Source organism: Mesorhizobium sp. CNPSo 4689 (assembly GCF_057784325.1).
In genome coordinates this window covers 69,498-91,753 of the sequence record NZ_JBWLUZ010000001.1, presented here as the reverse complement: position 1 = coordinate 91,753, position 22,256 = coordinate 69,498, and the positions used below count along the sequence as shown (strand labels likewise).

Below are 22,256 nucleotides of genomic sequence, written 5' to 3'. Positions count from 1 at the left end.
CCCGATCGATGGCATAAGAGCCGCCTTTAAACAGTTTAAATCGCTTCGGGGAGCGCAAGGCGCTGGCACAGAAGATCAAGCTTTCGACGATCGCGGATGCCCTTGGCGTGTCCACGGCCACGGTATCGCTTGCGCTGCGAGACAGCCCGCTGGTCGCCGGCAGCACCCGCGACCGCATCAAGGAACATGCCCGCGCCATCGGCTATATCTACAATCGCCGCGCCGCCAGCCTGCGCACCTCGCGCTCGGGCATCGTCGGCGTCGTCGTGCACGACATCATGAACCCGTTCTTCGCCGAAATCCTGCGTTCGATCGAAAGCGAGCTCGACCGCAGCCGGCAGACCTTCATCCTGTCCAACCACTACGACCAGCTCGAAAAGCAGCGCACCTTCATCGACACGCTGCTGCAGCTCGGCGCCGACGGCGTCATCATGTCGCCGGCCATCGGCACACCGGCCGAAGACATCATCATGGCCGAGGAAAACGGCCTGCCGGCGGTGCTGATTGCGCGCACGGTGGCCGGAGCCGACGTGCCGGTCTTCCGCGGCGACGATTCCTATGGCACCGGCCTTGCCACCAACCACCTGATCTCGCTCGGCCACAAGCGCATCGCCATGATCGGCGGCACCGACCAGACCTCGACCGGCCGCGACCGCTACCAGGGTTATGTCAACGCCATGGAGGCGGCCGGACTGGAGGTCAGGCCGTCCTGGCGCATCGCCGGCCCTCGCACCAAGCAGGCCGGCTTCGAGGCCGCCGGACAGTTTTTGGCGCTGAAAGACAAGCCGACCGCCGCGTGCTGCTGGAATGATCTCGTCGCCATCGGGCTGATGAACGGCATCGCGCGCGCTGGCCTGGTGCCGGGCGTCGACATTTCCGTCACCGGCTATGACGATCTCGAAGAGGCTGCGATCGCAACGCCGGCATTGACCACGGTCTGGAACGGCCAGCGCGAGGTCGGCCGTCGCGCCGCGAGCGCCTTGCTGGACAAGCTGAACGGACAGACGGTGCGGCCGTCGCAGGAACTGATCAAGCCGGAACTGCATGTGCGTCAGTCGACCGGCAAGCCGGTGGAGCGTGCATGACAAAGCCTGAACTTGGAGAGCCGGTCGCCATTCTGGTGCCCGGCCATTTCAACGAGCACGCCATCGGCCGCATCGACCAGGCATTCCAGCGGGTGACGATCGAACAGGCCGACCCGGCTCTTGTCACCGAGGAGATGCGGCGCACGGTGCGCGGCATCGCTTCGTTCGGCGGGATAAATGCCGCCTTGATGGACGCCCTGCCCAATCTCGAGATCATCGCCAATTTCGGCGTCGGCTACGATTCGGTCGACGCCAGCCACGCCGCGCAAAGCGGCATCATGGTCACCAATACGCCCGACGTGCTGACCGAGGAGGTCGCCGACACGGCGATCGGCCTTTTGATCAACACCGTGCGCGAAATGTATGCCGCCGAGAAATGGCTACGCGACGGCAGCTGGGTGAAGAACGGCGCCTATCGCCTGAGCCGGCTTACTTTGCGCGGCCGCAGCGTCGGCATCTTCGGCATGGGCCGCATCGGGCTGGCCATCGCCCGGCGGCTGGAAGCGTTCGGCCTGCCGGTCGCATATCACAACCGCCGCCAGGTCGAGGGCCTGGCCTATCAATACCATCCGACGCTGAAGGGGCTTGCCGAAGCGGTCGACACGCTGATCTCGGTGGCGCCGGGCGGCGCTTCGACGGAGAAGGCCGTCAATGCCGAGGTCCTGTCGGCGCTCGGAGCTAACGGCGTCTTCGTCAACATCGGCCGCGGCAGCACGGTCGACGAGGCTGCCCTTGCCGCGGCGCTTGCCAGCGGCACCATCGCCGCCGCCGGGCTCGACGTCTTTGCCGACGAACCAAATGTGCCGCAGGCGCTGCTGGCCGCTCCCAACACTTCGCTGCTGCCACATGTCGGCTCGGCCTCGGAGCATACCCGCCGCGCCATGGCGGACCTCTGCGTCGACAATCTGGTGTCTTGGTTCGCCGAGCGTCGGCCGCTGACCCCCGTGCCGGAGACGGTGCAGGTCAGGCCGCGCAGCTGACCGGCAGGCCGCCACACTTATTAACGTCGGCTTAACGCTTTGAAATCATTCTGCATACTTCGTTAGGCAAGATTCTTGAAGCGCGTTGCCCCCACGCACTTCAAATGCGCGGAGAAGAAGGGTGAAGGTGCTTCCTGCATTGATTGGGGTTGCCGCACTGGCCGGCGGCGTTCAGCTTTTTCACGGCGGCAGTGGCGCAAGTGTCGCCAGGGAAGCTCAGCCATCCAGCACCTATCGGCTGACAGCCAATGGCGACGAGGCGGCCTGCGCGGTGAAGCGCGGTGCTGAAGTCTCGGAAGGTCTGTCGCTGCTGACGATCGCCTCGACCTGCCGCCGGCTTTTGCCCGGCATCGAGCGCGCGAAATTCTGGCGCGAACGGGAGGACGGGACGGTTGCCTTCAGCGCCAACGGCGTCGATCCGATCGTCACCTTCGCCGTTGCCGATGGCGACGGCTATGAATCCTACGCGCCGGCTTTGCCGCTGCTGTCTCTGGCGGCAGCCGATAATCGAGATTATTCGGCTGCCGGCAACTGATAATCGGGATTATTCAGCCGCGGCGCGCGCGCCCGACTTTGCCGCCGCGTGCAAGCGCACGGCATCGCCGAAGGCACGGAATATCTTTGCCGAAGTATCGTCCGACTTCACCCAGTATTCGGGGTGCCATTGCACGCCGACGGCGAAGGCGCGTGAGTCTCGCACGGAGACCGCCTCGACCGTGCCGTCGTCGGCGACCGCCTCGATCTGCAGCTTCGGACCGAGCTGATCGACCGCCTGGCGATGCACGGAGTTGACCATGATCTCGCCGGCGCCGAACACGCCTGCCAGGCAGCTGCCGGGCTTGATCGTTACTTTCTGGTGGATGGTGAAGCGCTCGTCCTGATTGTCGCTCACCGGCGCGCGGTGGTCGAGCGTGCCCTCGCGCTCCTGGATTTCGGTGCCCAGCGTGCCACCCAGAGCCACGTTCATTTCCTGGATGCCGCGGCAGATGGCGAGCAGCGGCACGCCGCGCTCCACCGCCCGGCGGATCAGCGGCAGCGTCGTGGCGTCGCGCGCCGGATCGTAAGGACCGTTCTTTTCGCTGGCGTCGCCGCCATAGAGCGAGGGATGCACGTTGGACTTCGAACCGGTGACCATGACGCCGTCGACCGACGACAGGAGTTCATCGAAATCGAGCCGCTCGCCGAAGGACGGCACCAGCACCGGGAACACGCCGGCGCCCGAAATCGCCGCCTCCAGATATTGCTGCGGGGCGGCATGCCAGGTGTAGTTGTCGAATTGGCGGACGTCGGTCGAGATGGCGACGAGCGGCTGCTGCATTTTGGTTCCGGTATCCATTGGGAGCTAAGGAATTATTCTGCCTACAAAATAGGCGATCCGAAGGCGCTTTTCCATGACAAGTTTCATCGCGTCGTATGAGCCACGGAATCGCGTCCGGGATTTGGCATTAGACTATAGTTGCAGTCCGTGCGCCGACGCTGCGAATTCCGCGAAAGCGCTGCCGCCAAATCCGGCTGCCGCGCTGGACTCGACCTTTTGCCTGTGTATTGTTTCGCCCCAGGCCAAGCCGGGATATCGAGGATGTTCCCGAAAATCGGTCTGCTGATCCAAAAGGGAGGAACTGCATGGATCGTCGTTCATTCATCCGCAAGGCAGGCGTAACCGGTGTGGGGGCCGCGGCGGCGGCTGCGACGCTTGCCGCGCCCGCTATCGCCCAATCCAATCCGAAAGTGACGTGGCGGCTGGCGTCGTCCTTCCCGAAGTCGCTCGACACGATCTATGGCGGCGCCGAGGTCTTCTCCAAGATGCTGTCGGAAGCGACAGACGGCAACTTCCAGGTCCAGGTTTTCGCCGCCGGCGAGCTCGTCCCCGGTCTGCAGGCCGCCGACGCCACCACCGCCGGTACCGTCGAGGCCTGCCACACGGTGGCATATTATTACTGGGGCAAGGACCCGACCTGGGCGCTGGGCGCGGCGGTGCCGTTCTCGCTCAACGCGCGCGGTATCAATGCCTGGCACTATCATGGCGGCGGCATCGACCTGTTCAACGAGTTCCTCGCCACGCAAGGGCTGTTCGGCCTGCCGGGCGGCAACACCGGCGTGCAGATGGGCGGCTGGTTCCGCAAGGAGATCAACACGGTCGCCGACCTCTCCGGCCTGAAGATGCGCATCGGCGGCTTTGCCGGCAAGGTGGTCGCCAAGCTTGGCGTCGTGCCACAGCAGATCGCCGGCGGCGACATCTATCCGGCGCTGGAAAAGGGCACCATCGACGCCGCCGAATGGGTCGGCCCATATGACGACGAGAAGCTCGGCTTCTACAAGGTCGCGCCCTACTACTACTATCCCGGCTGGTGGGAAGGCGGACCGACGGTCCATCTGATGTTCAACAAGGCGAAGTATGAAGAGCTTTCGCCGGCCTACAAGTCGCTGGTGCACACTGCCGCGCAAGCCGCAGACGCCAACATGCTGCAGAAATACGACTCTCTCAATCCTGCGGCGGTGAGGCGGCTGGTGGCCGGCGGCGCCAAGCTGAAGCCCTTCAGCCAGGAGATCATGGCCGCTTGCTTCGAGAAGGCGAACGAGGTCTATACCGAAATGGAAGCCTCGAACGCGCCGTTCAAGAAGATTTGGGACTCGATCAAGGGCTTCCGCAAGGAGCACTATCTGTGGGCCCAGGTGGCCGAATACAATTACGATACTTTCATGATGGTCCAGCAGCGCAACGGCAAGCTGTAGGCGCCCCACAGCTGTTCATTGAGAGAAGCCCCGGGCGGACAGGCCCGGGGCTTTTTGTCAGGCGTCGAAGGCGCTGACTTCGACCAGGATTCCGCCCGGCGCATGGCAATAGAAGGTGCTCGACCTAGCGCCGCCACGCGTCAACTCCTGCACATCGCCCGGCTCGCGGCCGGCACTGGCAAGCTCGGCATGCTTTGCATGCACGATCTCCGGTTTGCCAACGAGGAAGCCGATATGAAAGCCGCCGGGATAGGTGGCGGCCTCGCCCTTGCCCGGCTTCATCAGGTTGAGGGCGAAGCCATCGCTCCCGCGCAGCACGGCGAAGGCATCCTTGCCGCGAATGTCGAGAAGCTCGAAACCGAAATGGCTGGCGAAGAAATCGCAAGGGCCGGCGACGTCCGTCGTTACGAGATTTGCATGGTTCAGTTTCATGGTCTGTATCCTGTCACGGGTTGAGATGCGGACAGGCTTGGCCGCAAACCACAAACCGGCGGGACCGTGATGTCAGGAGATCCGGACATGCCCCAACCGGCTCGCGGGCTTTCGCCTCGCTTGCCGGCCGCGGGTCCTCTCGCACAAGGCGATGGACGGGCCTCCGCTTGAGAAACGGAAGAGACCGGACTACCGAACCGGTCATGTCTTTTTCGGCGCGATTTGAATAACCGATCGATTGACCGGCGGCAAGCAGCCTGGCCACCAAGCGCAGGCGGCTCAGCCCTGGCCTGGCACCACCAGCACCTTGACCTCGCCGGGGGCAGGCGGATTGGCGATCACCGCCGGCGCCTCTTCGAGCGTCACCTGCCTGGAGATCAGCCTGTCGATCTCGATCGCGCCCGAGGCGATGAGCTGGGCCGCGCGGCCGTGGGTGTAAGGATTGAGGAAGGAGCCCAGTACCTTCAGCTCGCGAAACAACAGGTCGAAGGGCTCGAACGCCACCTTCATGCCTTGCGGCACCACGCCGACGATGATGACCGTGCCGCCGGCTCTCGCCAGCCGCATCGATTGCTCGACGGTGTCGCGCACGCCGGCGCATTCGAACACCACGTCGACGCCGCCGGGCACCAGTCCGGACGGTCCGGCAACGGCATCGATGACATCGGCAGCACCTGGGTCGACCGTTGCCGTCGCGCCGAGATCCTCGGCAAGCGCGCGCCGCGAGGCCTGGCGCGTCGGCAGGATGATGGTGGTCGCTCCGGCGAGCTTCGCCAGTTGCACGGTGAGCAGACCGATCACACCGCCGCCGAGAACGGCGACCGAAGCGCCAGGCTTGATTGCGGCCAGATCGACGCCGTGCAGGCAGCAGGCAAGCGGTTCGCAGAAGGCACCATGCGTCGGCTTGAGATCAGCCGGCAGAAGAAACGCCTGCTTTTGCGGCAGCACGACATAGTCGGCAAAGCCGCCGTCACGGTGGATGCCGATAGCGCTGAGATTGCTGCAGAGATTGACCCGGCCGGCGTGACAATGCTTGCAGCGGCCACAGGCGATGTTGGGATCGCCGGTGACCCGGTCGCCGACGGAAAAGCCCAATACGGCAGCCCCGACCGCTTCGACGATGCCGGAAAATTCATGCCCGGGCGTCACAGGTGGTTTGCAGGGGAACTCGCCGTGGAACAGATGCCGGTCGGTGCCACAGACGCCGCAGGCCTCTATGCGCACCAGCAAGTCGTCCGGCCCGGCTGACGGCTTGCCGACCTCGCGCAGCGCGATGCTGCCCACCGCCTCCAGGCGGACCGCTTTCATGGCTGTCGGGACTCCAGCATCAGTTGAAATTCGGTGGCTGCGAGAGGTCAGTTGCCGGCGGCGCCGGCTTGGCGGGCGGAGCGTCGCCGAAGTTCGGTGGTTGCGACAGGTCGTTGGCTGGTGCCGCCGGTGCGGCGCCGCCATTGGCCGGGGCGCCGCCATCCGCCGGCGGCGTGCCGAGCGGTGACAGACCAGGCATGTCCGGCAGCTGAATGTCGATCGTGCCGGGATCGACCGCCGCGCCCTTGTAGTGCATCACCATTTGCGGGAAGGCGATGGTCAGCCCGATCATGATCACCTGGATGCAGACGAAGGGTACCGCGCCCCAGTAGATCTGGCCGGTGGTGACCGGCGCGATCTGCTTGCCGGTGAGGCGGTCGAGATAGGGCACGCGCGCGGCGACCGAGCGCAGGTAGAACAGCGCGAAGCCGAAGGGCGGGTGCATGAAGCTTGTCTGCATGTTGACACCGAGCAGCACGCCGAACCAGATCAGGTCGATGCCGAGCTTGTCGGCGGCCGGCGCCAGCAGCGGCACGATGATGAAGGCGAGCTCGAAGAAATCGAGGAAGAAGGCGAGCAGGAAGACCAGGATGTTGACGCCGATAAGGAAGCCGACCTCGCCGCCCGGCAGCGACGTCAGCAGATGCTCGACCCAGATGTGGCCGTTGACGCCGTAGAAGGTCAGCGAGAACACGCGCGCGCCGATCAGGATGAACAGCACGAAGGACGACAGCCTGGTCGTCGAGGCCAGCGCCTGCTTGATCACGTCAAGCGACAGCCGGCCCTTCATCGCCGCCATCAATAGCGCGCCGACGGCGCCCATGGCGCCGCCTTCGGTCGGGGTGGCGATACCGAGGAAGATGGTGCCCAGCACCAGGAAGATCAGCGCCAGCGGCGGGATCAGAACGATGATCACCTGCTGCGCCAGCCTGGACATCATGTTGAAGTTCAGCCGCTGGTCGGCGATCGCCACGATGTAGATCAGGACCACGCCGATCGTGGCGCCGAGAATGTCGGCATTGTCGCCATGTGCCGGCGCAAGATAGCGATAGGCCGCATAGGAAACCGCTATTGTCACCAGCAGCGCCGCCAGCAGCGACAACACGCCATGGCCGAGCGTGCGTGCCTCCAGCGGCAGCGCCGGCATCGACTGCGGCCGGACGATCGACATGATCAGGATGTAGAGCATGTAGATGCCGGTCAGCACGAGGCCGGGGATCAGCGCGCCGGCATACATGTCGCCGACGGAGCGGCCGAGCTGGTCGGCCAGCACGATCAGCACCAGCGACGGCGGGATGATCTGGGCGAGCGTGCCAGAAGCAGCGATGACACCGGATGCCAGGCGCCGGTCATAGCCGTAGCGCAGCATGATCGGCAGCGAGATCAGACCCATGGCGATGACTGATGCCGCCACCACGCCCGTCGTGGCTGCCAGCAGCGCACCGACGAAGATCACCGCATAGGCCAGGCCGCCGCGGATCGGCCCGAACAGCTGGCCGATCGTGTCGAGCAGATCCTCGGCCATGCCGGATCGTTCGAGCACGATGCCCATGAAGGTGAAGAAGGGGATCGCCAGCAGCGTGTCGTTGGACATCACCCGGCTGCCGTAAAAATTTTCGGGCAGTGCGTGCAGCAGCGGCCAGGCCAGGTTGATCGACCCGCCCGAATAGGGCGACAGCACGACGCCGATGAAGAAGAACATCAGGCCGTTGGCGGCGAGCGAGAAAGCGACGGGATAGCCGATCAAAAGGAAAATGATCAGCGAAGCGAACATGATCGGCGCCATGTTCTGGGCGATGAACTCGATCATGAGCGCACCTCCTGAGCAAGCGCCTTGGCTTCTTCGGCGAGTGCCTTGGCCTCGAGTTCAGCCTGCTCATGCGCCGATATGAACGGATTGGGATCGTCCATGTCGCCGCGCATGATCGCGATCTTCTTGATGATCTCGGAGATGCCCTGCAGCGCCAGCAGGAAAAAGCCGACCAGCAGGATAGCCTTTGCCGGCCAGATGATCAGGCCGCCGGAATTGTTCGACATTTCGCCGCTGCGGAACGACAGCGACACGTAAGGCACGAAATAGATCACCATCAACGTCACGAATGGCATCAGGAAGAAGAGGTGGCCGAGCAGGTCGATCCAATGCTGCACGCGGCGCGAGAACATGCCGTAGACGATGTCGATGCGGATATGATCGTTCTGCTTCAGCGTATAGGCGGCTGCCAGCATGAAGGCGGCGCCGAACAGGTACCATTGCAGTTCCAGCCAGGCGTTCGACGATATGTCGAAGACCTTGCGGATGATGGCATTGGCGGCGCTCACCAGGATTGCCAGCAGGATCAGCCACGATACCCATTTGCCGATGAACTCGTTCACACGGTCAATCGTTCTGGATAGAGCGAGAAGCCCTGCCATGCATTCCTCCCTGATGTCGGAGGCGCGACGGCTCCCCTTACTTTCCGCCGCGCCACTGTGGCCCAACGGTATGCCGTGCGTGGCTCGGCGGGTCAACACGGCATAGGCAGGCTAAACGCTGTTGTAAGGTGGTGAACGGTGCAAAACCACCAACTCACCACGCGGCATCCAACCAAAGTCGCAGACGCGGCTCAGGCGATCTTCTGCTGGTCTCGGCCGGCGCCGATCAACACCAGCATGGCGACGAGGAAGAGGTACATCCAGGCATCGCGCCATTCGAGGGGGAAATAGCCGGCCCAGAGCGATTCGGCCATGCCGAAGGCGGCCGCGCCAAGCGCCGCCTTGAGCGGCGAGAGATAACCGCCGACAGCGGTCACGAACAGGATCTTCAGCCCGTAGACCAAGCCTGTGCCGAAGCTGATATTGCCGTAGTAGATGCCTGCAAGGATGCCGGCCAGTGCAGCGCACAGACCGCCGAACAGCACCGCCAGCCGAAACACCGCGCGCACGTCGACGCCGCACATCGCGGCGGCCCTGGGATCGTCCGACACCGCTCGCCAGGAGCGGCCGAAGCCCGAGCGGGCGAACACCCAGGCGGTGAGCGCCAGCACGCCTATCACGGCAGCGCAGTCGAGCAACTGGATCAGTGTCAGCGTCGCCTTGAAGCTGGTGCTCTCCGCGAAGATCACCGGCTGGGCCAGCATCGGCGGCAGCCAGAGATCATGGGTGTCGGCGGCGATGCGGCTGGCCTCCGACAGCACCAGCAAGATGCCCAGCGTCGTCACCACGATCGCGTTGGGCGAGCGGTCGGCCAGGGGTTCGAAGACGCTGCGCGACAAGACATGGCTGATCAGCGCCGCATAGAGGAGCGCGGCGACGATGCCTAGCGCGACCGCGGCGTAGAGCGTCAGCCACAGCGCCTGGTAGCCGAAGGCAGCCGTGAGGATCATCGCGTGCCCGCAAAAGGCGAACATGGCGCCATAGGCGAGGTTGGTCCGGTGCAGCAGCCCGTTGGTCAGCACGTAGCCGAAGGCGAGCAAGGCATAGAGCGCGCCCGAATGCAGCCCGTTCAGAACCTGCTGGAAGAAATACAGCATGCAACACCCTTGGGTGACGGTGGCGAAGGCGAACCCACATCCCCAAAGGAACGTTTGCATTCGGAATCTAACTTGTCAAATGCGATTTATCGGTTAGATTTCTGACATGACAGTCTCCTGGACACCGCATCGCTTCACCGGCGGCATCCTCGCGCTCGACGCGGCGAACACGGTCGTTTTGCGGTTCGATCCGGAAAAGACCTTCGACCGCTTCGACAATCCGGCCGAGATCGCCCGCTTTGCCGACGCGGCCAGCGGTTTTCGCGCCACGGAGCTTGGCGGGCGTCGGCTGGAGGCGCAGTCCCCGGCGGAGATTGCGCCGGTCGTGCTGTCGATCCGCGAGACGACTGACCGCCTGTTTCGCCACGCGGTGTCGAAAGGCGCTCTGGCCACCGGCGATCTGCCCGGGTTCCTGCAAGCCTGCGCCCAAGGCCTGGCCGGCAGCCGGACCGAAATCGGCGCGCCGGGACAGCCATTCGGCGACCCGGCGACGCCGATCGCTTTCGAGGCGGCACTTGCCGTCTCGGCGCTGTCGCTGCTGCGCGACGACACGGTCGCCAGGTTGAGAATCTGTCCCAACTGCAGCTGGTTGTTCGTCGACCGCAGCCGCAACTCCAGCCGCCTCTGGTGCGACATGGCGGTCTGCGGCAATCGCCAGAAGGCAAACCGCTACTATCGCCGCCGTACGGCGGCCAGGGAGGTCAGCAATGTCTAGGACATGTTCGCGTTCGATGGTTCTCGGCGCCGCCTTGCTGGCGGCGGCAGTGCTTGGCTCCTGCCGAGACTCCGGCAAGGAGCAGCTGTTCGCCATTTCCGGCAAGCTGTTCGAGTTCAACTACCGGTTGGGCATCGCCACCTATGTCATCACGCTCAACCCGCTGCGGCCGATGGGCGAAGGACAGGTTGCCGTGGTCAGTTTCCAGAACCCGGCCGGCGGCGACCCGATCATCGTCAACCAGAAGATCTGGCCGAAGCTGCCGCACATAACGCTGACCAGCCCGCCGCTGACCTGTGTGGTCAAGGACAAGCCCTATGCGGTGTCGATCCGCATCGAGGATTCCAGCGGCACGCTGTTGCAGAGCTTCGAGACGACGCTGACCTCGTCGCTCGATCAGTCGATCCTGCCCGACCGTCCCCTGGTGGTCGGCCCGGTCTACGAGCTCAACAAGGACATGGTCGGCCATGTCGACGGCAAGCTCCCGGGCGAGCCGAAGCCGGATTGCTCGAAGGCCTGACACGCCCGCGCAGCTGCTGGAACTCTCTTTCCAGACCGCCACGGCGCAATTTTCGTACGCCGTGGAAAGCGTATCGGATCGTTCGTTGCGCGCTGCCTGGCACCTTCGATTTTGTTTGACCTCCCCTGCAAAGGGGAGAAAGACTGCGGCATCCGACTCCTACGTTGGCTGCGCGCTCCAGCGCGGCCTCCGCAGAGGAAATGCCTGATGACGCTGCACGACGTCGCGCTCGACGACAAGTTCGATCTTGGAAAGGAGCGCATCTTCCTCTCCGGCGCGCAGGCCGTCATCCGTATGCTGTTGATGCAGCGCGAGCGCGACCGTCGCGCTGGCCTCAACACCGCCGGCTTCGTTTCCGGCTATCGCGGCTCGCCGCTCGGCGGTCTGGACATGCAATTGTGGAAGGCCAAGAAGCAACTCGCCCAATCCGACATCGTCTTCCAGCCCGGCCTCAACGAAGAGCTTGCCGCCACCGCCTGCTGGGGCACGCAGCAGGCCGAACTTTTGGGCGAAGGCACGCATGACGGCGTCTTTTCGGTCTGGTACGGCAAAGGTCCGGGTGTCGACCGTTCCGGCGACGTGTTCCGCCACGCCAATCTCGCCGGCTCCTCGAAGCATGGCGGCGTGCTTGCCCTGATGGGCGACGACCACATGGCCGAATCCTCGACCAACGCGCATGCCACCGAGTTCCTGTTCGTCGACACGATGGTGCCGATCCTCAATCCGGCCGGCGTCCAGGAGATCATCGATTACGGGCTCTACGGCTTTGCCATGTCGCGCTTCGCCGGCACCTGGGCGGCGATCAAATGCGTCAAGGACAACATCGAATCGACGGCTTCGGTCGATGCCTCGCTCGAGCGGCTGAACATCGTCGTGCCGGAGTTCGAGATGCCGCCCGGCGGCCTCAACATCCGCCACGAGATCGACATGCTCGGCCAAGAAGAGCGGCTGCATGAGTATAAACGCGCCGCCGCGTCCGCCTTCATCCACGCCAACGGGCTGAACCGGATCGTCTATTCGGGCGGCCGCAAGCCGAAGCTCGGCGTCATCACCATCGGCAAGAGCTATCTCGACGTCCGCCAGGCGCTGGAGGATATCGGCATCGACGAGGCTGCCGCCAACCGCATCGGCATCAGGCTATTCAAGGTCGGCTGCCCATGGCCGATCGACCTCCAGCATATCGCCGAGTTTGCCCGCGGCCTCGACACCATCGTCGTGGTCGAGGAGAAGCGTTCGCTGATCGAGGTGCAGCTGCGCGAAAACCTCTACGGCACCGCCACGCAGCCGGTCATCGTCGGCAAGAAGGACGAACGCGGCGACTGGCTGTTCCCGGCCAAGGGTGCGCTCGATCCCAACGAGATTGCGATTGCGCTCGGCGAGCGGATCCTGCGCACCATCGGTCCGTCGGAGGAGATCGCCGCACGGGTGGCGAAATTACGCCAGTTCCAGGCGATGCTCGCCGACACGTCGGACATCGCCTCGCGCACGCCGTTCTTCTGCTCCGGCTGCCCGCACAATTCCTCGACCAAGGTGCCGGACGGCTCGCTGGCCGCCGCCGGCATCGGCTGCCACTTCATGGCGCTGTGGATGGACCGCAACACCGTCGGCTTCACCGCCATGGGTGGCGAGGGCGCGCAATGGATCGGCCAGGCGCCGTTCTCCAAACGCGACCACATCTTCCAGAATCTCGGCGACGGCACCTACAACCACTCCGGTGCGCTGGCGATCCGCTTCGCGCTGTCGACCGACGCCAACATCACCTACAAGATCCTCTACAACGACGCCGTCGCCATGACCGGCGGCCAGCCGCATGAAGGCGGCCTCACCGTCGACATGATCGCCAGGCAGGTGCGCGCCGAGGGCGTCGAGCGGATCGCGGTCGTTACCGACGAGCCGGGAAAATATGCTGGGAAAGCCGAGTTCCCGGCCGGAGTCGCCATCCATCACCGCGACGATCTCGACCTCGTCCAGCGCGAATTGCGGGGGGTCAAGGGCATCTCCGTGCTGCTCTACGACCAGACCTGCGCCGCCGAAAAGCGCCGCCGCCGCAAGCGCGGCACCTTCCCCGACCCCGACAAGCGCGTGTTCATCAACGAACTGGTCTGCGAGGGCTGCGGCGATTGCGGCGTGCAGTCGAACTGCGTCTCGATCCAGCCGGTGGAGACCGAATTCGGCCGCAAGCGCCGGATCGACCAGTCGAGCTGCAACAAGGATTTCTCCTGCGTCAACGGCTTCTGTCCGTCCTTCGTCACCGTGCATGGCGCCAAGATCAGGAAGGCCGAGGGCACCGCCGGCAAGTCCGATCCGCTCGACGGCGTGCCGGCGCCGGCCGAATTCCCGCTCGGCGAGCAAGGCTGGGCGGCGATCATCGACGGTGTCGGCGGCACCGGAGTCGTCACCATCGGCGCGGTGCTCGGCATGGCGGCCCATCTCGAGGACAAGGGCTGCGGCATGATCGACATGGCCGGGCTGGCCCAGAAGGGCGGCTCGGTGTTCACCCATGTGCGCATCGCGCGCACACCGGACGATATCCACGCCATCCGGGTTTCGGCCGGAAAGGCCGATCTGGTGCTCGGCTGCGACCTCGTCGTCTCCGGCGCCCAGAAGGTGCTGGCGGCGGTGCGTGAAGGTCACACCATCTTCCTCGCCAACACCGCCGAGATCATGCCGGGCGAATTCGCACGCTCGGCCGACTTCTCGCTGCCCGTCGAACGGCTGAAAAAGGCCATTCGCTCCGCCGCCGGCGACGACAGGGCGCATTTCTTCGATGCCACCCGCACCGCAACCGCTTTGTTCGGCAACTCGCTTGGCGCCAACATGTTCATGCTCGGCTTTGCCTTCCAGCATGGCGGGCTGCCGCTGTCGGCCGAGGCAGTCGAGAAGGCGATCGAACTCAACGGCCAAGCGGTGGCGATGAACATCGCCGCCTTCCGCTGGGGCCGCCGCGCCGCCCATCAGCCGGATTTCGTGCGTGGTCTCATTGCTCAGCCGGGCAAGGCGGCAAACGCGATCGCCGAGACGCTGGACGACATCATTGCCCGCCGCGTCGCCTTCCTGAGCGCCTATCAGAACGCCGCCTATGGCAAGCGCTATGCTGCCAGGATCGGCGCGCTACGCGCTGCCGAAGCCAAGGCGGTGCCGGGTTCGACCGCGGTGACCGAGGCCGCCGCAAAAAGCCTGTTCAAGCTGATGGCGATCAAGGACGAGTATGAGGTGGCGCGGCTCTACACCGACGGCTCCTTCGCCGCAGAACTCTCAAAACAGTTCCAGAGCTACGAAAAACTCGAATTCCACCTGGCGCCGCCGATCATGGGCCGGCGCGGCAAGGACGGCACGCCCCGCAAGTCGAGCTTCGGCCCGTGGATGATGAAGGGGTTCCGCCTGCTGGCGGCGATGAAAGGCCTGCGCGGCACCGCTTTCGACCTGTTCGGCTACAGCGCGGAAAGGCGCATGGAGCGGCAGCTTCTTGCCCAATACGAGGCTGATCTGGAGCTTGTCACCGCGGCGCTGGCGCCGGGCCGGATCGAGGCCGCCGCCGCGCTGGCCTCGGTGCCGGCGCTTATTCGCGGCTACGGCCATGTCAGGCAGGCGAGCACCGAAAAGGCCGCCGGAGAACGCTCGCGGCTGCTCGAACGCCTGGCAAAAGCCCCTGCAAGGCCCGAACTTCAGGCCGCCGAGTAAGCCGACACGCCTTGTTTACCTGAAGACCAGTTTTGCCCACGGGGAGGATACTTGACGGCAGGGCCTGAAACGGCCTCTCTAAACCTTTCTTAAGGCGAATATCATATGACTGCGGTTCGTGCGACACCGCGGGCCATGCAAGAACACAAAACCGGAGAGATAGGTGAGGACGTCTATGCTGGGTTCGTGCGATCGTTGTTCAACGATCCCGGAATCCTGCTGATCGGCGCTTTTTGCCACGGACTCATCGGCGTTCTAGTCTATTTCACCTCAAAGCATCCGGCCTACCTGGCGTTGGCGGCAATCATGCTTGCCGCCGGCCTTTACCGCTATTACGGCATCCGCAAAGGCCAGCGCGAAGGCAATTTCGACAGCTATGAAGCGGCCAAGACCTGGGAACGCTACTATCTGGTCGGCGGCACCATCCAGGCTTTCTTCATGGGGCTTTTCTGCCTCACGACCATCTACCTCATCCCGGACATGTTCGGAGAAAGTGCCGCGATCGCCGTCATAATGGGCTCGACGGTGACGATCGTCGGCCGCAATTACGGCTCCAAGACCATGGTTGCGGTGCAGGCCTTCACGGTCGTGCTGCCGATCGCGATCGGGCTGATGCTCAAGGGCGACGTGCCCACCTTCATCCTCGGCCTCTATATCGTGCCGTTCATCTTCATCATCACGCGAATGGCCGCACACGTCCGCACCGTGCTTTTCGATGCCATTTCGGAGCGCAAGACCGCGGCCAGGCTGGCAGAGCGCTTCAACCGGGCGCTGAACACCATGTCGCATGGCCTGGTGATGCTTGGTCCCGACGGCAAGGTGGTGGTCGGCAACGCCGAGGCCGCGCATCTGATGTCGCTGAAATCGCCTGACCTATTGCTCGGCCGATCGATCCACTCGCTGCTCCTGCGCGGCGTTGCCGGCGGCATGCTGTCGCCAAAGGACTGCCGCTATGTCGAGGCGCAGCTGACGCGGGCGCTGCGCGAGGGGCGCGACCGCAAGGTGCTGGTTTCCTTCTCCACCGGCCAGCACTACGAGTTTTCGGCACGCGAAGGCAGCCAGGACCTGGGCGTCATCACCTTCGAGGATGTCACGGCGCGCGTCGAGGCCGAGGAAAAAATCCGCTTCATGGCGCGCTACGACAGCCTCACCGGCCTGCCGAACCGCGCCTATTTCCACGAACTGGTCGGCGAATCGATGGCCTCCGGCGACCGCGACCGTCTCTGCGGCCTGGCCGTGCTCGACCTCGACGATTTCAAGAGCGTCAACGACACGCTGGGCCACCCGGTCGGCGACGGCCTGATCTACGCCGTGGCGGAGCGGCTGGCGGCCGTTGCCGGGCAGGGCATCACCGTCAGCCGCTTCGGCGGCGACGAGTTCATGGTCTTCTTCGACCGCATCGAGGACGAAAGCCACCTGACCAGCCTGCTCGACCAGATTTTCGGCGACCTGCAGGGCGAAGTCGACGTCGCCGGACATGGGCTGCGCATCCAGGCAAGCGCCGGCGCGGTGCTGTCCAAGGTCGAGGACACCGATGTCGACGCCATGATCGTCAAGGCGGACCTGGCGCTCTACAAGGCCAAGGAGCTCGGCAAGAACAACTGGCGGCTGTTCGAGGCCGCGATGGACGCCGCCTTCCGCAATCGCCAGCTGATGAAGGCGGACTTGCGCAGCGCGATCGAGAGCAAGGGCCTGCGCGTCGTCTATCAGCCGATCGTCTCGATGAGCACGATGCGCATTGCGAGCTGCGAGGCATTGTGCCGCTGGGACCATCCCGATCTCGGGCCTGTTTCGCCAAGCATCTTCATTCCATTGGCCGAGGAAATGGGCATCATTTCCGAGATCAGCACCTTCGTGCTTCAGGCGGCCTGCGCGGAATGCGCCAAATGGCCCGACCAGACCAGCGTTTCGGTGAACCTTTCCGCCAAGGACTTCCGCAACAGTGACGTCATCCAGAAGGTCCGCGACGCGCTGGCCACGTCCGGGCTCGCGGCCGCCCGCCTGGAGATCGAAGTCACCGAAACCGCGCTGCTCGACGATAAGTCGCTGACGCGCCAGTACATCGAGGAGCTGAAGCAGCTTGGCGTGCGCATCGCGCTCGACGATTTCGGCACCGGCTATTCGAGCCTGAGCTACCTGCACAAGCTGCCGCTCGACAAGATCAAGATCGACCGTTCGTTCCTGATGGACGTCACCCAGAACCCGCGCTCGCTCGACCTGTTGAAGGGCGTCGTCGACCTGACCCGGATTCTCGGCCTGACTGTCACCGTCGAAGGCGTGGAGACCTTCGAACAGCTCAAGATCCTGCTGCATACGGTGAAGCCGGACCTGGTTCAGGGCTTCCTCTTCGGCGCCGCGCTCAGTGCGTCGGGCATCGAGACCATGTCCAACGTGACCTGGCCTTTTGCCGCGGAACTGCGGCCGGTCGCAAAGCGCGCCACCACCTGATCCTCGATCACGTTTCACAAGCCGGCTCAAGAGGAGTTGATTTTTCCGCGCGTTAACCAATTGTTAAGGTTAACCTTCGGTAAACGAAGACGATTGTAGTTTTATCTTCTTGTTCACTCTCTCGTCCGATATTGTTCTCCTGCGGCGGTACGAGGGAAGAATATGGACATGCGTGAGTCAGGTCGGCCTGCGGCGGCTTCGGCTGCCAGATCTCAGCCTCCTTCGCTGTTCGCGCGCAACGTGCTCGACCTTCTGGAGCGCGTCGAGTACCGGCGCTGTGAAAGCGGCGAGGATTTCGAAGCGATCTCCCGGCTGCGCTACAAGGCGTTCCATTCGCACGGCCTGCTTGATACCATCGTCGAGCAGAAGCTTGCCGATCATCTCGACGAAGTCCCAAACTGTTATTGTTTCGGCGTCTTCATGGAAGGCGAGCTTGTCAGCACCGTCAGGCTCCACCACCTGACCCGCGAGACCCCGGAAGCGCCAATCATGACGGTGTTCGGCGACAGGTTGCTGCTGCGCCTGGCGCGGGGCGAGACCTTCATCGATCCCAGCCGGCTGGCGGTCGACCCGCAACTGTCGTCGACCCACCGGGCCCTGCCCTATGTCACGCTGCGGCTTGCGGTTATCGCCAACACGTTCTTCAACGCCACGAGTTGTATCTCGATGATCCGGGAAGAGCACACGGCCTTCTATCATCGCATCTTCGGTTCGGTGCAGGTTGGTGAGCCGCGCATCTATCCGCCTTTCACCATGCCGATCTTCTTCTATGAATCGCTCTGCGAGCAGAACATGGCGCCGACGCTGCGGCGCTTTCCGTTCTTCCACTCGACGGCGCTGGAACGGCGCATGCTGTTCGCGAAAGCGCCGACCGGCGAGCTTGCGCCACTGACCATCCTGCCGACGGCCAAGTATTTCCCCGAAGCCGCCTGAGCCTTCACGGGTTTTGTGATGGTGCCGGCTAGGAGCTTTCCGGCCGTGCCGGCGTTGTCGCGGCGACAGATACCGTCGCTGCATCGGCTGAGGACGGCGGACATCAACTCGAGAAAGGACAAAGAACATGACCATTTCCGCGATCGCGCTCACCCCGCTGATCTCGCTGATTGCCGGTGTGCTGATCCTGGTGATGCCGCGGCTTTTGAACTACATCGTCGCGATCTACCTGATCATCGCCGGCCTGCTCGGGCTGTTCCCGCACCTGGCGGGCTGATATCCGCGGACCCGTCACTCCCCACGAAAGCCAGGGGCAAGCGCCTCGACAGACGGCTTTCAACTTTCCTTTGAGGCTGTTGTCTCCGGCGATGCGGCAATAGCGCCATTGCTCTTGGCCCGGCTTTTCGCTATGTGCCTCAAAGATGTCTTCGAAGGGGTATTCCTATGGCTGAGCACACGCCGTCCGGTCCTGTCGAACTGGGCGCGAAGATGGACTATTCCGAGCACGACCGCACCTATGCGGGCTTCCTGGCGCTGGCCAAATACGGTTCGCTCTTTTGCCTCGCCATAGTTATCGCGATGGCGTTCGGCTTCTTCGTTGGCGGTTTCTTCTCGGCGACCATCCTCTGCGCCCTGATCCTGGCTGCCGGCGCCTTCATTCTCCGATAGACTTTCCGAAATCCTTCGCTAGGGACGCTGCCGGAGGTCCGGCCGGCGTCTTGCGCAACAGGTTCCAGCCGAAAGGATCATGCGGTGGGACAGACGGTTTTCATCCCTCGTGAACTCGACGAGAACGAGCCGCGCGTCGCGGCCTCACCCGACACGGTGAAACGGCTGGCGGCGCTGGGTCTCGACGTGGTCGTCGAGACCGGCGCCGGCACGGCCTCGCGCATTCCCGACGAAGAGTTCGCCAAGGCGGGCGCCGCGATCGGCAAGGCCGGTGATGTCGCCAAGGCCGATGTGGTGCTGAAAGTGCGCCGGCCAACGGATGCGGAGCTGAAGGGCTACAAGTCCGGCGCCGCCGTCATCGCCATTATGGACCCCTATGGCAACGATGCCGCCGTCGCCGCACTTGCCAAGGCAGGCGTCACCGCCTTCTCGATGGAATTCATGCCGCGCATCACCCGCGCGCAGTCGATGGACGTCTTGTCCTCGCAGGCCAATCTCGCCGGCTACCAGGCGGTGGTCGACGCGGCCGCCGAATATGACCGGGCGCTGCCGATGATGATGACGGCGGCTGGCACCGTGCCGGCGGCGAAGGCCTTCATCATGGGCGTCGGCGTCGCCGGCCTGCAGGCGATCGCCACGGCGCGCCGGCTTGGCGCTGTTGTCACCGCCACCGACGTGCGTCCGGCGGTGAAGGAACAGGTGCAGTCACTCGGCGCCAAATTCCTTGCGGTCGAGGACGAGGAGTTCAAGGCGGCCGAGACCGCCGGCGGCTACGCCAAGGAAATGTCGAAGGAATATCAGACCAAGCAAGCGGCACTGACTGCCGAACACATCGCCAAGCAGGACATCGTCATCACCACGGCGCTGATCCCCGGCCGTCCGGCGCCGAAGCTGGTCTCGGCGGCGATGGTCGTGTCGATGAAGCCGGGTTCGGTGCTCGTCGACCTCGCGGTCGAACGCGGCGGCAATGTCGAGGGCGCCGTGCCTGGCAAGGTCGTGACGACCGCCAACGGCGTCAAGATCGTCGGCCATCTCAACGTGCCGGGCCGCGTCGCGGCATCCGCCTCGCTGCTTTATGCCCGCAACCTGTTCGCCTTCGTCGAAACGCTGGTCGACAAGACCACCAGGACGCTGGCCATCAAGCGCGACGACGAACTGGTCAAGGCAACCATGCTGACCGATGCCGGCAAGGTGGTGCACCCGGCCTTCGCCAAGGCGGCGGCAGAGCCGCCAAAGGGCCAGCATGTCGAACCGGCGGCGATCCCGGCGAAAACCATGGTCGCCGATGCGTCGGTCAAGAAAGCCGCGCCGAAAAAGACAGCCGACAAAAAGGCCGCCACGGGCAAGTCCGCTGCCAAGCCGAAGGGGATCGCGTGATGGATCAGACCTTGCAGAAAGCCCTCGACCAGCTCGACCAGGCGACCGCCGCCGTCAAGCTCGCGGTGCAGAACCTGGCCACCGCGCCCGGCACCGAGGCGGCTGGCGACGCCGCGCACGCGCTGTCCGGCGGCGCCATCGATCCGTTCGTCTTCCGCTTCGCCATCTTTGTCCTGGCGATCTTCGTCGGCTACTACGTCGTGTGGTCCGTCACGCCGGCACTTCACACGCCGCTGATGGCCGTCACCAACGCCATCTCCTCGGTGATCGTCGTCGGCGCGCTGCTTGCCGTCGGTATTTCGGCGTCCGGCATTGCCACCGGCTTCGGCTTCGTTGCGCTGATGCTGGTGTCGGTCAACATCTTCGGCGGCTTCCTCGTCACCCAGCGCATGCTGGCGATGTACAAGAAAAAGGACAAGTGACGTGAACGCCAACTTCGCTTCGTTCCTCTACCTTGTCTCCGGCATCCTGTTCATCCTGGCGCTGCGCGGCCTGTCGCATCCGACCACCAGCCGCCAGGGCAATCTCTACGGTATGATCGGCATGGGCATCGCCATTGCCACGACGCTGGCGCTGGCGGTTCCGTCGGCCGGCGGCTTCGGCCTGATCGTGCTCGGGCTGCTGATCGGCGGTTCGGTCGGCGCCGTCACGGCACGGCGCATCGCCATGACCTCCATGCCGCAGCTGGTCGCCGCCTTCCACAGCCTCGTCGGCCTTGCTGCCGTCATGGTGGCGGCCGCCGCGATCTATGCGCCGGAAAGTTTCGGCATCGGCACGGTCGCCGACATCCACGCCCAGGCGCTGATCGAAATGAGCCTTGGCGTTGCCATCGGCGCCATCACCTTCACCGGCTCGGTCATCGCCTTCCTCAAGCTCGACGGCCGCATGTCGGGCAAGCCAATCATGATTGGCGGGCGCCATTTCATCAACATCGCGCTCGGCATCGCCCTCGTCGTGCTGATCGTGCTTTTGGTCACGACCGAATCCAAGCTTGTGTTCTGGCTGATTGTGGCGGCCTCGCTGGTGCTGGGCGTCCTGCTCATCATCCCGATCGGCGGCGCCGACATGCCGGTCGTCGTGTCGATGCTGAACTCCTATTCCGGCTGGGCGGCAGCGGCCCTCGGCTTCACGCTCGGCAACCTGGCGCTGATCATCACCGGCGCACTGGTCGGCTCGTCCGGCGCGATCCTGTCCTACATCATGTGCAAGGGCATGAACCGCTCGTTCATCTCGGTCATCCTCGGCGGCTTCGGCGGCGAGACGGCAGCAGCGGCCGACGACGGCATCGAGCGCACGGTCAAGCAGGGATCGGCCGACGATGCCGCCTATCTGATGATGAACGCGCAGAAGGTCATCATCGTGCCCGGCTACGGCATGGCGGTCGCCCAGGCGCAGCATGCACTGCGCGAGATGGCCGACAAGCTCAAGGCCAATGGCGTCGACGTCAAATACGCGATCCACCCGGTCGCCGGCCGCATGCCCGGCCACATGAACGTACTCTTGGCCGAAGCCAACGTGCCCTATGACGAGGTGTTCGAGCTCGAGGACATCAACTCCGAATTCGCGCAGGCCGACGTCGCCTATGTCATCGGCGCCAACGACGTCACCAACCCGTCCGCGCGGGATGACAAGAGCAGCCCTATCTACGGCATGCCGATCCTCGACGTCGACAAGGCCCGCACCTGCCTGTTCGTCAAGCGCTCGCTTGGCTCCGGCTATGCCGGCATCGACAACACGCTGTTCTACAAGGATGGCACCATGATGCTGCTCGGCGACGCCAAGAAGATGACGGAAGAGATCGTCAAAGCCATGGATCACTGATCCATCGGCCGCTTCCTCAAGAACGCAGCAAAAAGCCCGGTCTCG

The 22,256-nt window shown here is 64.1% G+C and carries 20 protein-coding genes; 14 read left to right on the top strand and 6 right to left on the bottom strand.

All coding sequences use genetic code 11. The annotated features are described in order from the left end of the window. Window positions 1–62: 62 nt before the first annotated feature. The 3 genes from AC04SI_RS00450 to AC04SI_RS00440 all read left to right on the top strand — a co-directional run bounded on the left by AC04SI_RS00450 (window position 63) and on the right by AC04SI_RS00440 (window position 2,600). The gene (locus tag AC04SI_RS00450; protein ID WP_081482146.1) at window positions 63–1,085 is read left to right on the top strand and encodes a LacI family DNA-binding transcriptional regulator; all 1,023 of its coding nucleotides are present in this window, start codon (window positions 63–65) and stop codon (window positions 1,083–1,085) included. Then, a complete protein-coding gene (locus AC04SI_RS00445) occupies window positions 1,082–2,065 on the top strand; it encodes a 2-hydroxyacid dehydrogenase (RefSeq protein ID WP_404274784.1) in 984 nt (327 codons plus the stop codon). The genes AC04SI_RS00450 and AC04SI_RS00445 overlap by 4 nt, the downstream gene beginning before the upstream one ends. A 121-nt stretch (window positions 2,066–2,186) precedes the next feature. After that, a complete protein-coding gene (locus AC04SI_RS00440; RefSeq protein WP_488473773.1) occupies window positions 2,187–2,600 on the top strand; it encodes a hypothetical protein in 414 nt (137 codons plus the stop codon). Window positions 2,601–2,609: 9 nt separating this feature from the next. On the opposite strand, the gene AC04SI_RS00435 is transcribed toward AC04SI_RS00440, so the two are convergent. Continuing rightward, window positions 2,610–3,383 carry a gamma-glutamyl-gamma-aminobutyrate hydrolase family protein gene (locus tag AC04SI_RS00435; RefSeq protein ID WP_404274782.1) on the bottom strand — a complete coding sequence of 258 codons (774 nt, stop codon included), beginning with the start codon at window positions 3,381–3,383 and terminating at the stop codon, window positions 2,610–2,612. 305 nt (window positions 3,384–3,688) lie between these two features. Between AC04SI_RS00435 and AC04SI_RS00430 the strand changes: the two genes are divergently transcribed. Continuing rightward, window positions 3,689–4,798 (top strand): TRAP transporter substrate-binding protein, encoded by a 1,110-nt coding sequence (locus tag AC04SI_RS00430; protein WP_192179234.1) that lies wholly within the window; start codon window positions 3,689–3,691, stop codon window positions 4,796–4,798. A 57-nt stretch (window positions 4,799–4,855) separates the two neighbouring features. Here the strand turns inward: AC04SI_RS00430 and AC04SI_RS00425 are convergent, their stop codons facing one another. The 5 genes from AC04SI_RS00425 to AC04SI_RS00405 all read right to left on the bottom strand — a co-directional run bounded on the left by AC04SI_RS00425 (window position 4,856) and on the right by AC04SI_RS00405 (window position 10,047). Further along, window positions 4,856–5,230: a VOC family protein gene (locus tag AC04SI_RS00425; protein ID WP_488473772.1), complete on the bottom strand. Its 375-nt coding sequence runs from the start codon at window positions 5,228–5,230 to the stop codon at window positions 4,856–4,858. A 279-nt stretch (window positions 5,231–5,509) separates the two neighbouring features. Then, the gene (locus tag AC04SI_RS00420; RefSeq protein ID WP_488473771.1) at window positions 5,510–6,538 is read right to left on the bottom strand and encodes a zinc-dependent alcohol dehydrogenase family protein; all 1,029 of its coding nucleotides are present in this window, start codon (window positions 6,536–6,538) and stop codon (window positions 5,510–5,512) included. Window positions 6,539–6,557: 19 nt separating this feature from the next. After that, entirely contained in the window at window positions 6,558–8,348 is a 1,791-nt protein-coding gene (locus AC04SI_RS00415) for a TRAP transporter large permease (protein WP_488473770.1), read from the bottom strand. Further along, the gene (locus tag AC04SI_RS00410) at window positions 8,345–8,950 is read right to left on the bottom strand and encodes a TRAP transporter small permease subunit (RefSeq protein ID WP_404274775.1); all 606 of its coding nucleotides are present in this window, start codon (window positions 8,948–8,950) and stop codon (window positions 8,345–8,347) included. Before AC04SI_RS00410 ends, AC04SI_RS00415 begins: the two co-directional genes overlap by 4 nt. 191 nt (window positions 8,951–9,141) lie before the next feature. Continuing rightward, window positions 9,142–10,047, bottom strand: coding sequence for a branched-chain amino acid ABC transporter permease (locus AC04SI_RS00405; RefSeq protein WP_404274774.1), 906 nt, complete (start codon window positions 10,045–10,047; stop codon window positions 9,142–9,144). Between the two features lie 106 nt (window positions 10,048–10,153). On the opposite strand from AC04SI_RS00405, the gene AC04SI_RS00400 reads away from it, so the two are divergent. The 10 genes from AC04SI_RS00400 to AC04SI_RS00355 all read left to right on the top strand — a co-directional run bounded on the left by AC04SI_RS00400 (window position 10,154) and on the right by AC04SI_RS00355 (window position 22,211). Further along, window positions 10,154–10,762, top strand: a complete 609-nt coding sequence (locus AC04SI_RS00400; protein ID WP_404274773.1) for a CGNR zinc finger domain-containing protein — start codon at window positions 10,154–10,156, stop codon at window positions 10,760–10,762. Continuing rightward, window positions 10,755–11,282 (top strand): hypothetical protein, encoded by a 528-nt coding sequence (locus AC04SI_RS00395; protein WP_404274771.1) that lies wholly within the window; start codon window positions 10,755–10,757, stop codon window positions 11,280–11,282. Before AC04SI_RS00400 ends, AC04SI_RS00395 begins: the two co-directional genes overlap by 8 nt. 207 nt (window positions 11,283–11,489) lie before the next feature. After that, a complete protein-coding gene (locus AC04SI_RS00390) occupies window positions 11,490–14,963 on the top strand; it encodes an indolepyruvate ferredoxin oxidoreductase family protein (protein WP_404274769.1) in 3,474 nt (1,157 codons plus the stop codon). A gap of 135 nt (window positions 14,964–15,098) precedes the next feature. Beyond that, window positions 15,099–17,411, top strand: a complete 2,313-nt coding sequence (locus tag AC04SI_RS00385) for a putative bifunctional diguanylate cyclase/phosphodiesterase (protein ID WP_404274768.1) — start codon at window positions 15,099–15,101, stop codon at window positions 17,409–17,411. A 168-nt stretch (window positions 17,412–17,579) separates the two neighbouring features. Beyond that, window positions 17,580–18,344 (top strand): N-acyl amino acid synthase FeeM domain-containing protein, encoded by a 765-nt coding sequence (locus tag AC04SI_RS00380; protein ID WP_404274766.1) that lies wholly within the window; start codon window positions 17,580–17,582, stop codon window positions 18,342–18,344. A 127-nt stretch (window positions 18,345–18,471) separates the two neighbouring features. Then, the gene (locus AC04SI_RS00375; RefSeq protein ID WP_006202401.1) at window positions 18,472–18,621 is read left to right on the top strand and encodes a DUF3096 domain-containing protein; all 150 of its coding nucleotides are present in this window, start codon (window positions 18,472–18,474) and stop codon (window positions 18,619–18,621) included. A 167-nt stretch (window positions 18,622–18,788) separates the two neighbouring features. Further along, window positions 18,789–19,013 carry an aa3-type cytochrome c oxidase subunit IV gene (locus tag AC04SI_RS00370; RefSeq protein WP_192179223.1) on the top strand — a complete coding sequence of 75 codons (225 nt, stop codon included), beginning with the start codon at window positions 18,789–18,791 and terminating at the stop codon, window positions 19,011–19,013. Between the two features lie 84 nt (window positions 19,014–19,097). Beyond that, on the top strand, window positions 19,098–20,390 hold the full coding sequence (locus AC04SI_RS00365) for a Re/Si-specific NAD(P)(+) transhydrogenase subunit alpha (RefSeq protein ID WP_404274764.1): 1,293 nt from the start codon (window positions 19,098–19,100) through the stop codon (window positions 20,388–20,390). Further along, window positions 20,390–20,812 carry an NAD(P) transhydrogenase subunit alpha part 2 gene (locus tag AC04SI_RS00360; protein ID WP_404274762.1) on the top strand — a complete coding sequence of 141 codons (423 nt, stop codon included), beginning with the start codon at window positions 20,390–20,392 and terminating at the stop codon, window positions 20,810–20,812. The genes AC04SI_RS00365 and AC04SI_RS00360 overlap by 1 nt, the downstream gene beginning before the upstream one ends. Before the next feature lies 1 nt (window position 20,813). After that, on the top strand, window positions 20,814–22,211 hold the full coding sequence (locus tag AC04SI_RS00355) for an NAD(P)(+) transhydrogenase (Re/Si-specific) subunit beta (RefSeq protein ID WP_404274761.1): 1,398 nt from the start codon (window positions 20,814–20,816) through the stop codon (window positions 22,209–22,211). Window positions 22,212–22,256 lie beyond the last annotated feature (45 nt).

What these genes read in the sequence shown, in the direction of transcription:
- AC04SI_RS00445 (WP_404274784.1), top strand. Translation starts at nt 1,082, where the DNA reads ATGACAAAGCCTGAACTTGGAGAGCCGGTCGCCATTCTGGTGCCCGGC.
- AC04SI_RS00435 (WP_404274782.1), bottom strand. Translation starts at nt 3,383, where the DNA reads ATGCAGCAGCCGCTCGTCGCCATCTCGACCGACGTCCGCCAATTCGAC.
- AC04SI_RS00430 (WP_192179234.1), top strand. Translation starts at nt 3,689, where the DNA reads ATGGATCGTCGTTCATTCATCCGCAAGGCAGGCGTAACCGGTGTGGGG.
- AC04SI_RS00425 (WP_488473772.1), bottom strand. Translation starts at nt 5,230, where the DNA reads ATGAAACTGAACCATGCAAATCTCGTAACGACGGACGTCGCCGGCCCT.
- AC04SI_RS00420 (WP_488473771.1), bottom strand. Translation starts at nt 6,538, where the DNA reads ATGAAAGCGGTCCGCCTGGAGGCGGTGGGCAGCATCGCGCTGCGCGAG.
- AC04SI_RS00415 (WP_488473770.1), bottom strand. Translation starts at nt 8,348, where the DNA reads ATGATCGAGTTCATCGCCCAGAACATGGCGCCGATCATGTTCGCTTCG.
- AC04SI_RS00410 (WP_404274775.1), bottom strand. Translation starts at nt 8,950, where the DNA reads ATGGCAGGGCTTCTCGCTCTATCCAGAACGATTGACCGTGTGAACGAG.
- AC04SI_RS00405 (WP_404274774.1), bottom strand. Translation starts at nt 10,047, where the DNA reads ATGCTGTATTTCTTCCAGCAGGTTCTGAACGGGCTGCATTCGGGCGCG.
- AC04SI_RS00400 (WP_404274773.1), top strand. Translation starts at nt 10,154, where the DNA reads ATGACAGTCTCCTGGACACCGCATCGCTTCACCGGCGGCATCCTCGCG.
- AC04SI_RS00395 (WP_404274771.1), top strand. Translation starts at nt 10,755, where the DNA reads ATGTCTAGGACATGTTCGCGTTCGATGGTTCTCGGCGCCGCCTTGCTG.
- AC04SI_RS00390 (WP_404274769.1), top strand. Translation starts at nt 11,490, where the DNA reads ATGACGCTGCACGACGTCGCGCTCGACGACAAGTTCGATCTTGGAAAG.
- AC04SI_RS00385 (WP_404274768.1), top strand. Translation starts at nt 15,099, where the DNA reads ATGCAAGAACACAAAACCGGAGAGATAGGTGAGGACGTCTATGCTGGG.
- AC04SI_RS00380 (WP_404274766.1), top strand. Translation starts at nt 17,580, where the DNA reads ATGCGTGAGTCAGGTCGGCCTGCGGCGGCTTCGGCTGCCAGATCTCAG.
- AC04SI_RS00375 (WP_006202401.1), top strand. Translation starts at nt 18,472, where the DNA reads ATGACCATTTCCGCGATCGCGCTCACCCCGCTGATCTCGCTGATTGCC.
- AC04SI_RS00370 (WP_192179223.1), top strand. Translation starts at nt 18,789, where the DNA reads ATGGCTGAGCACACGCCGTCCGGTCCTGTCGAACTGGGCGCGAAGATG.
- AC04SI_RS00360 (WP_404274762.1), top strand. Translation starts at nt 20,390, where the DNA reads ATGGATCAGACCTTGCAGAAAGCCCTCGACCAGCTCGACCAGGCGACC.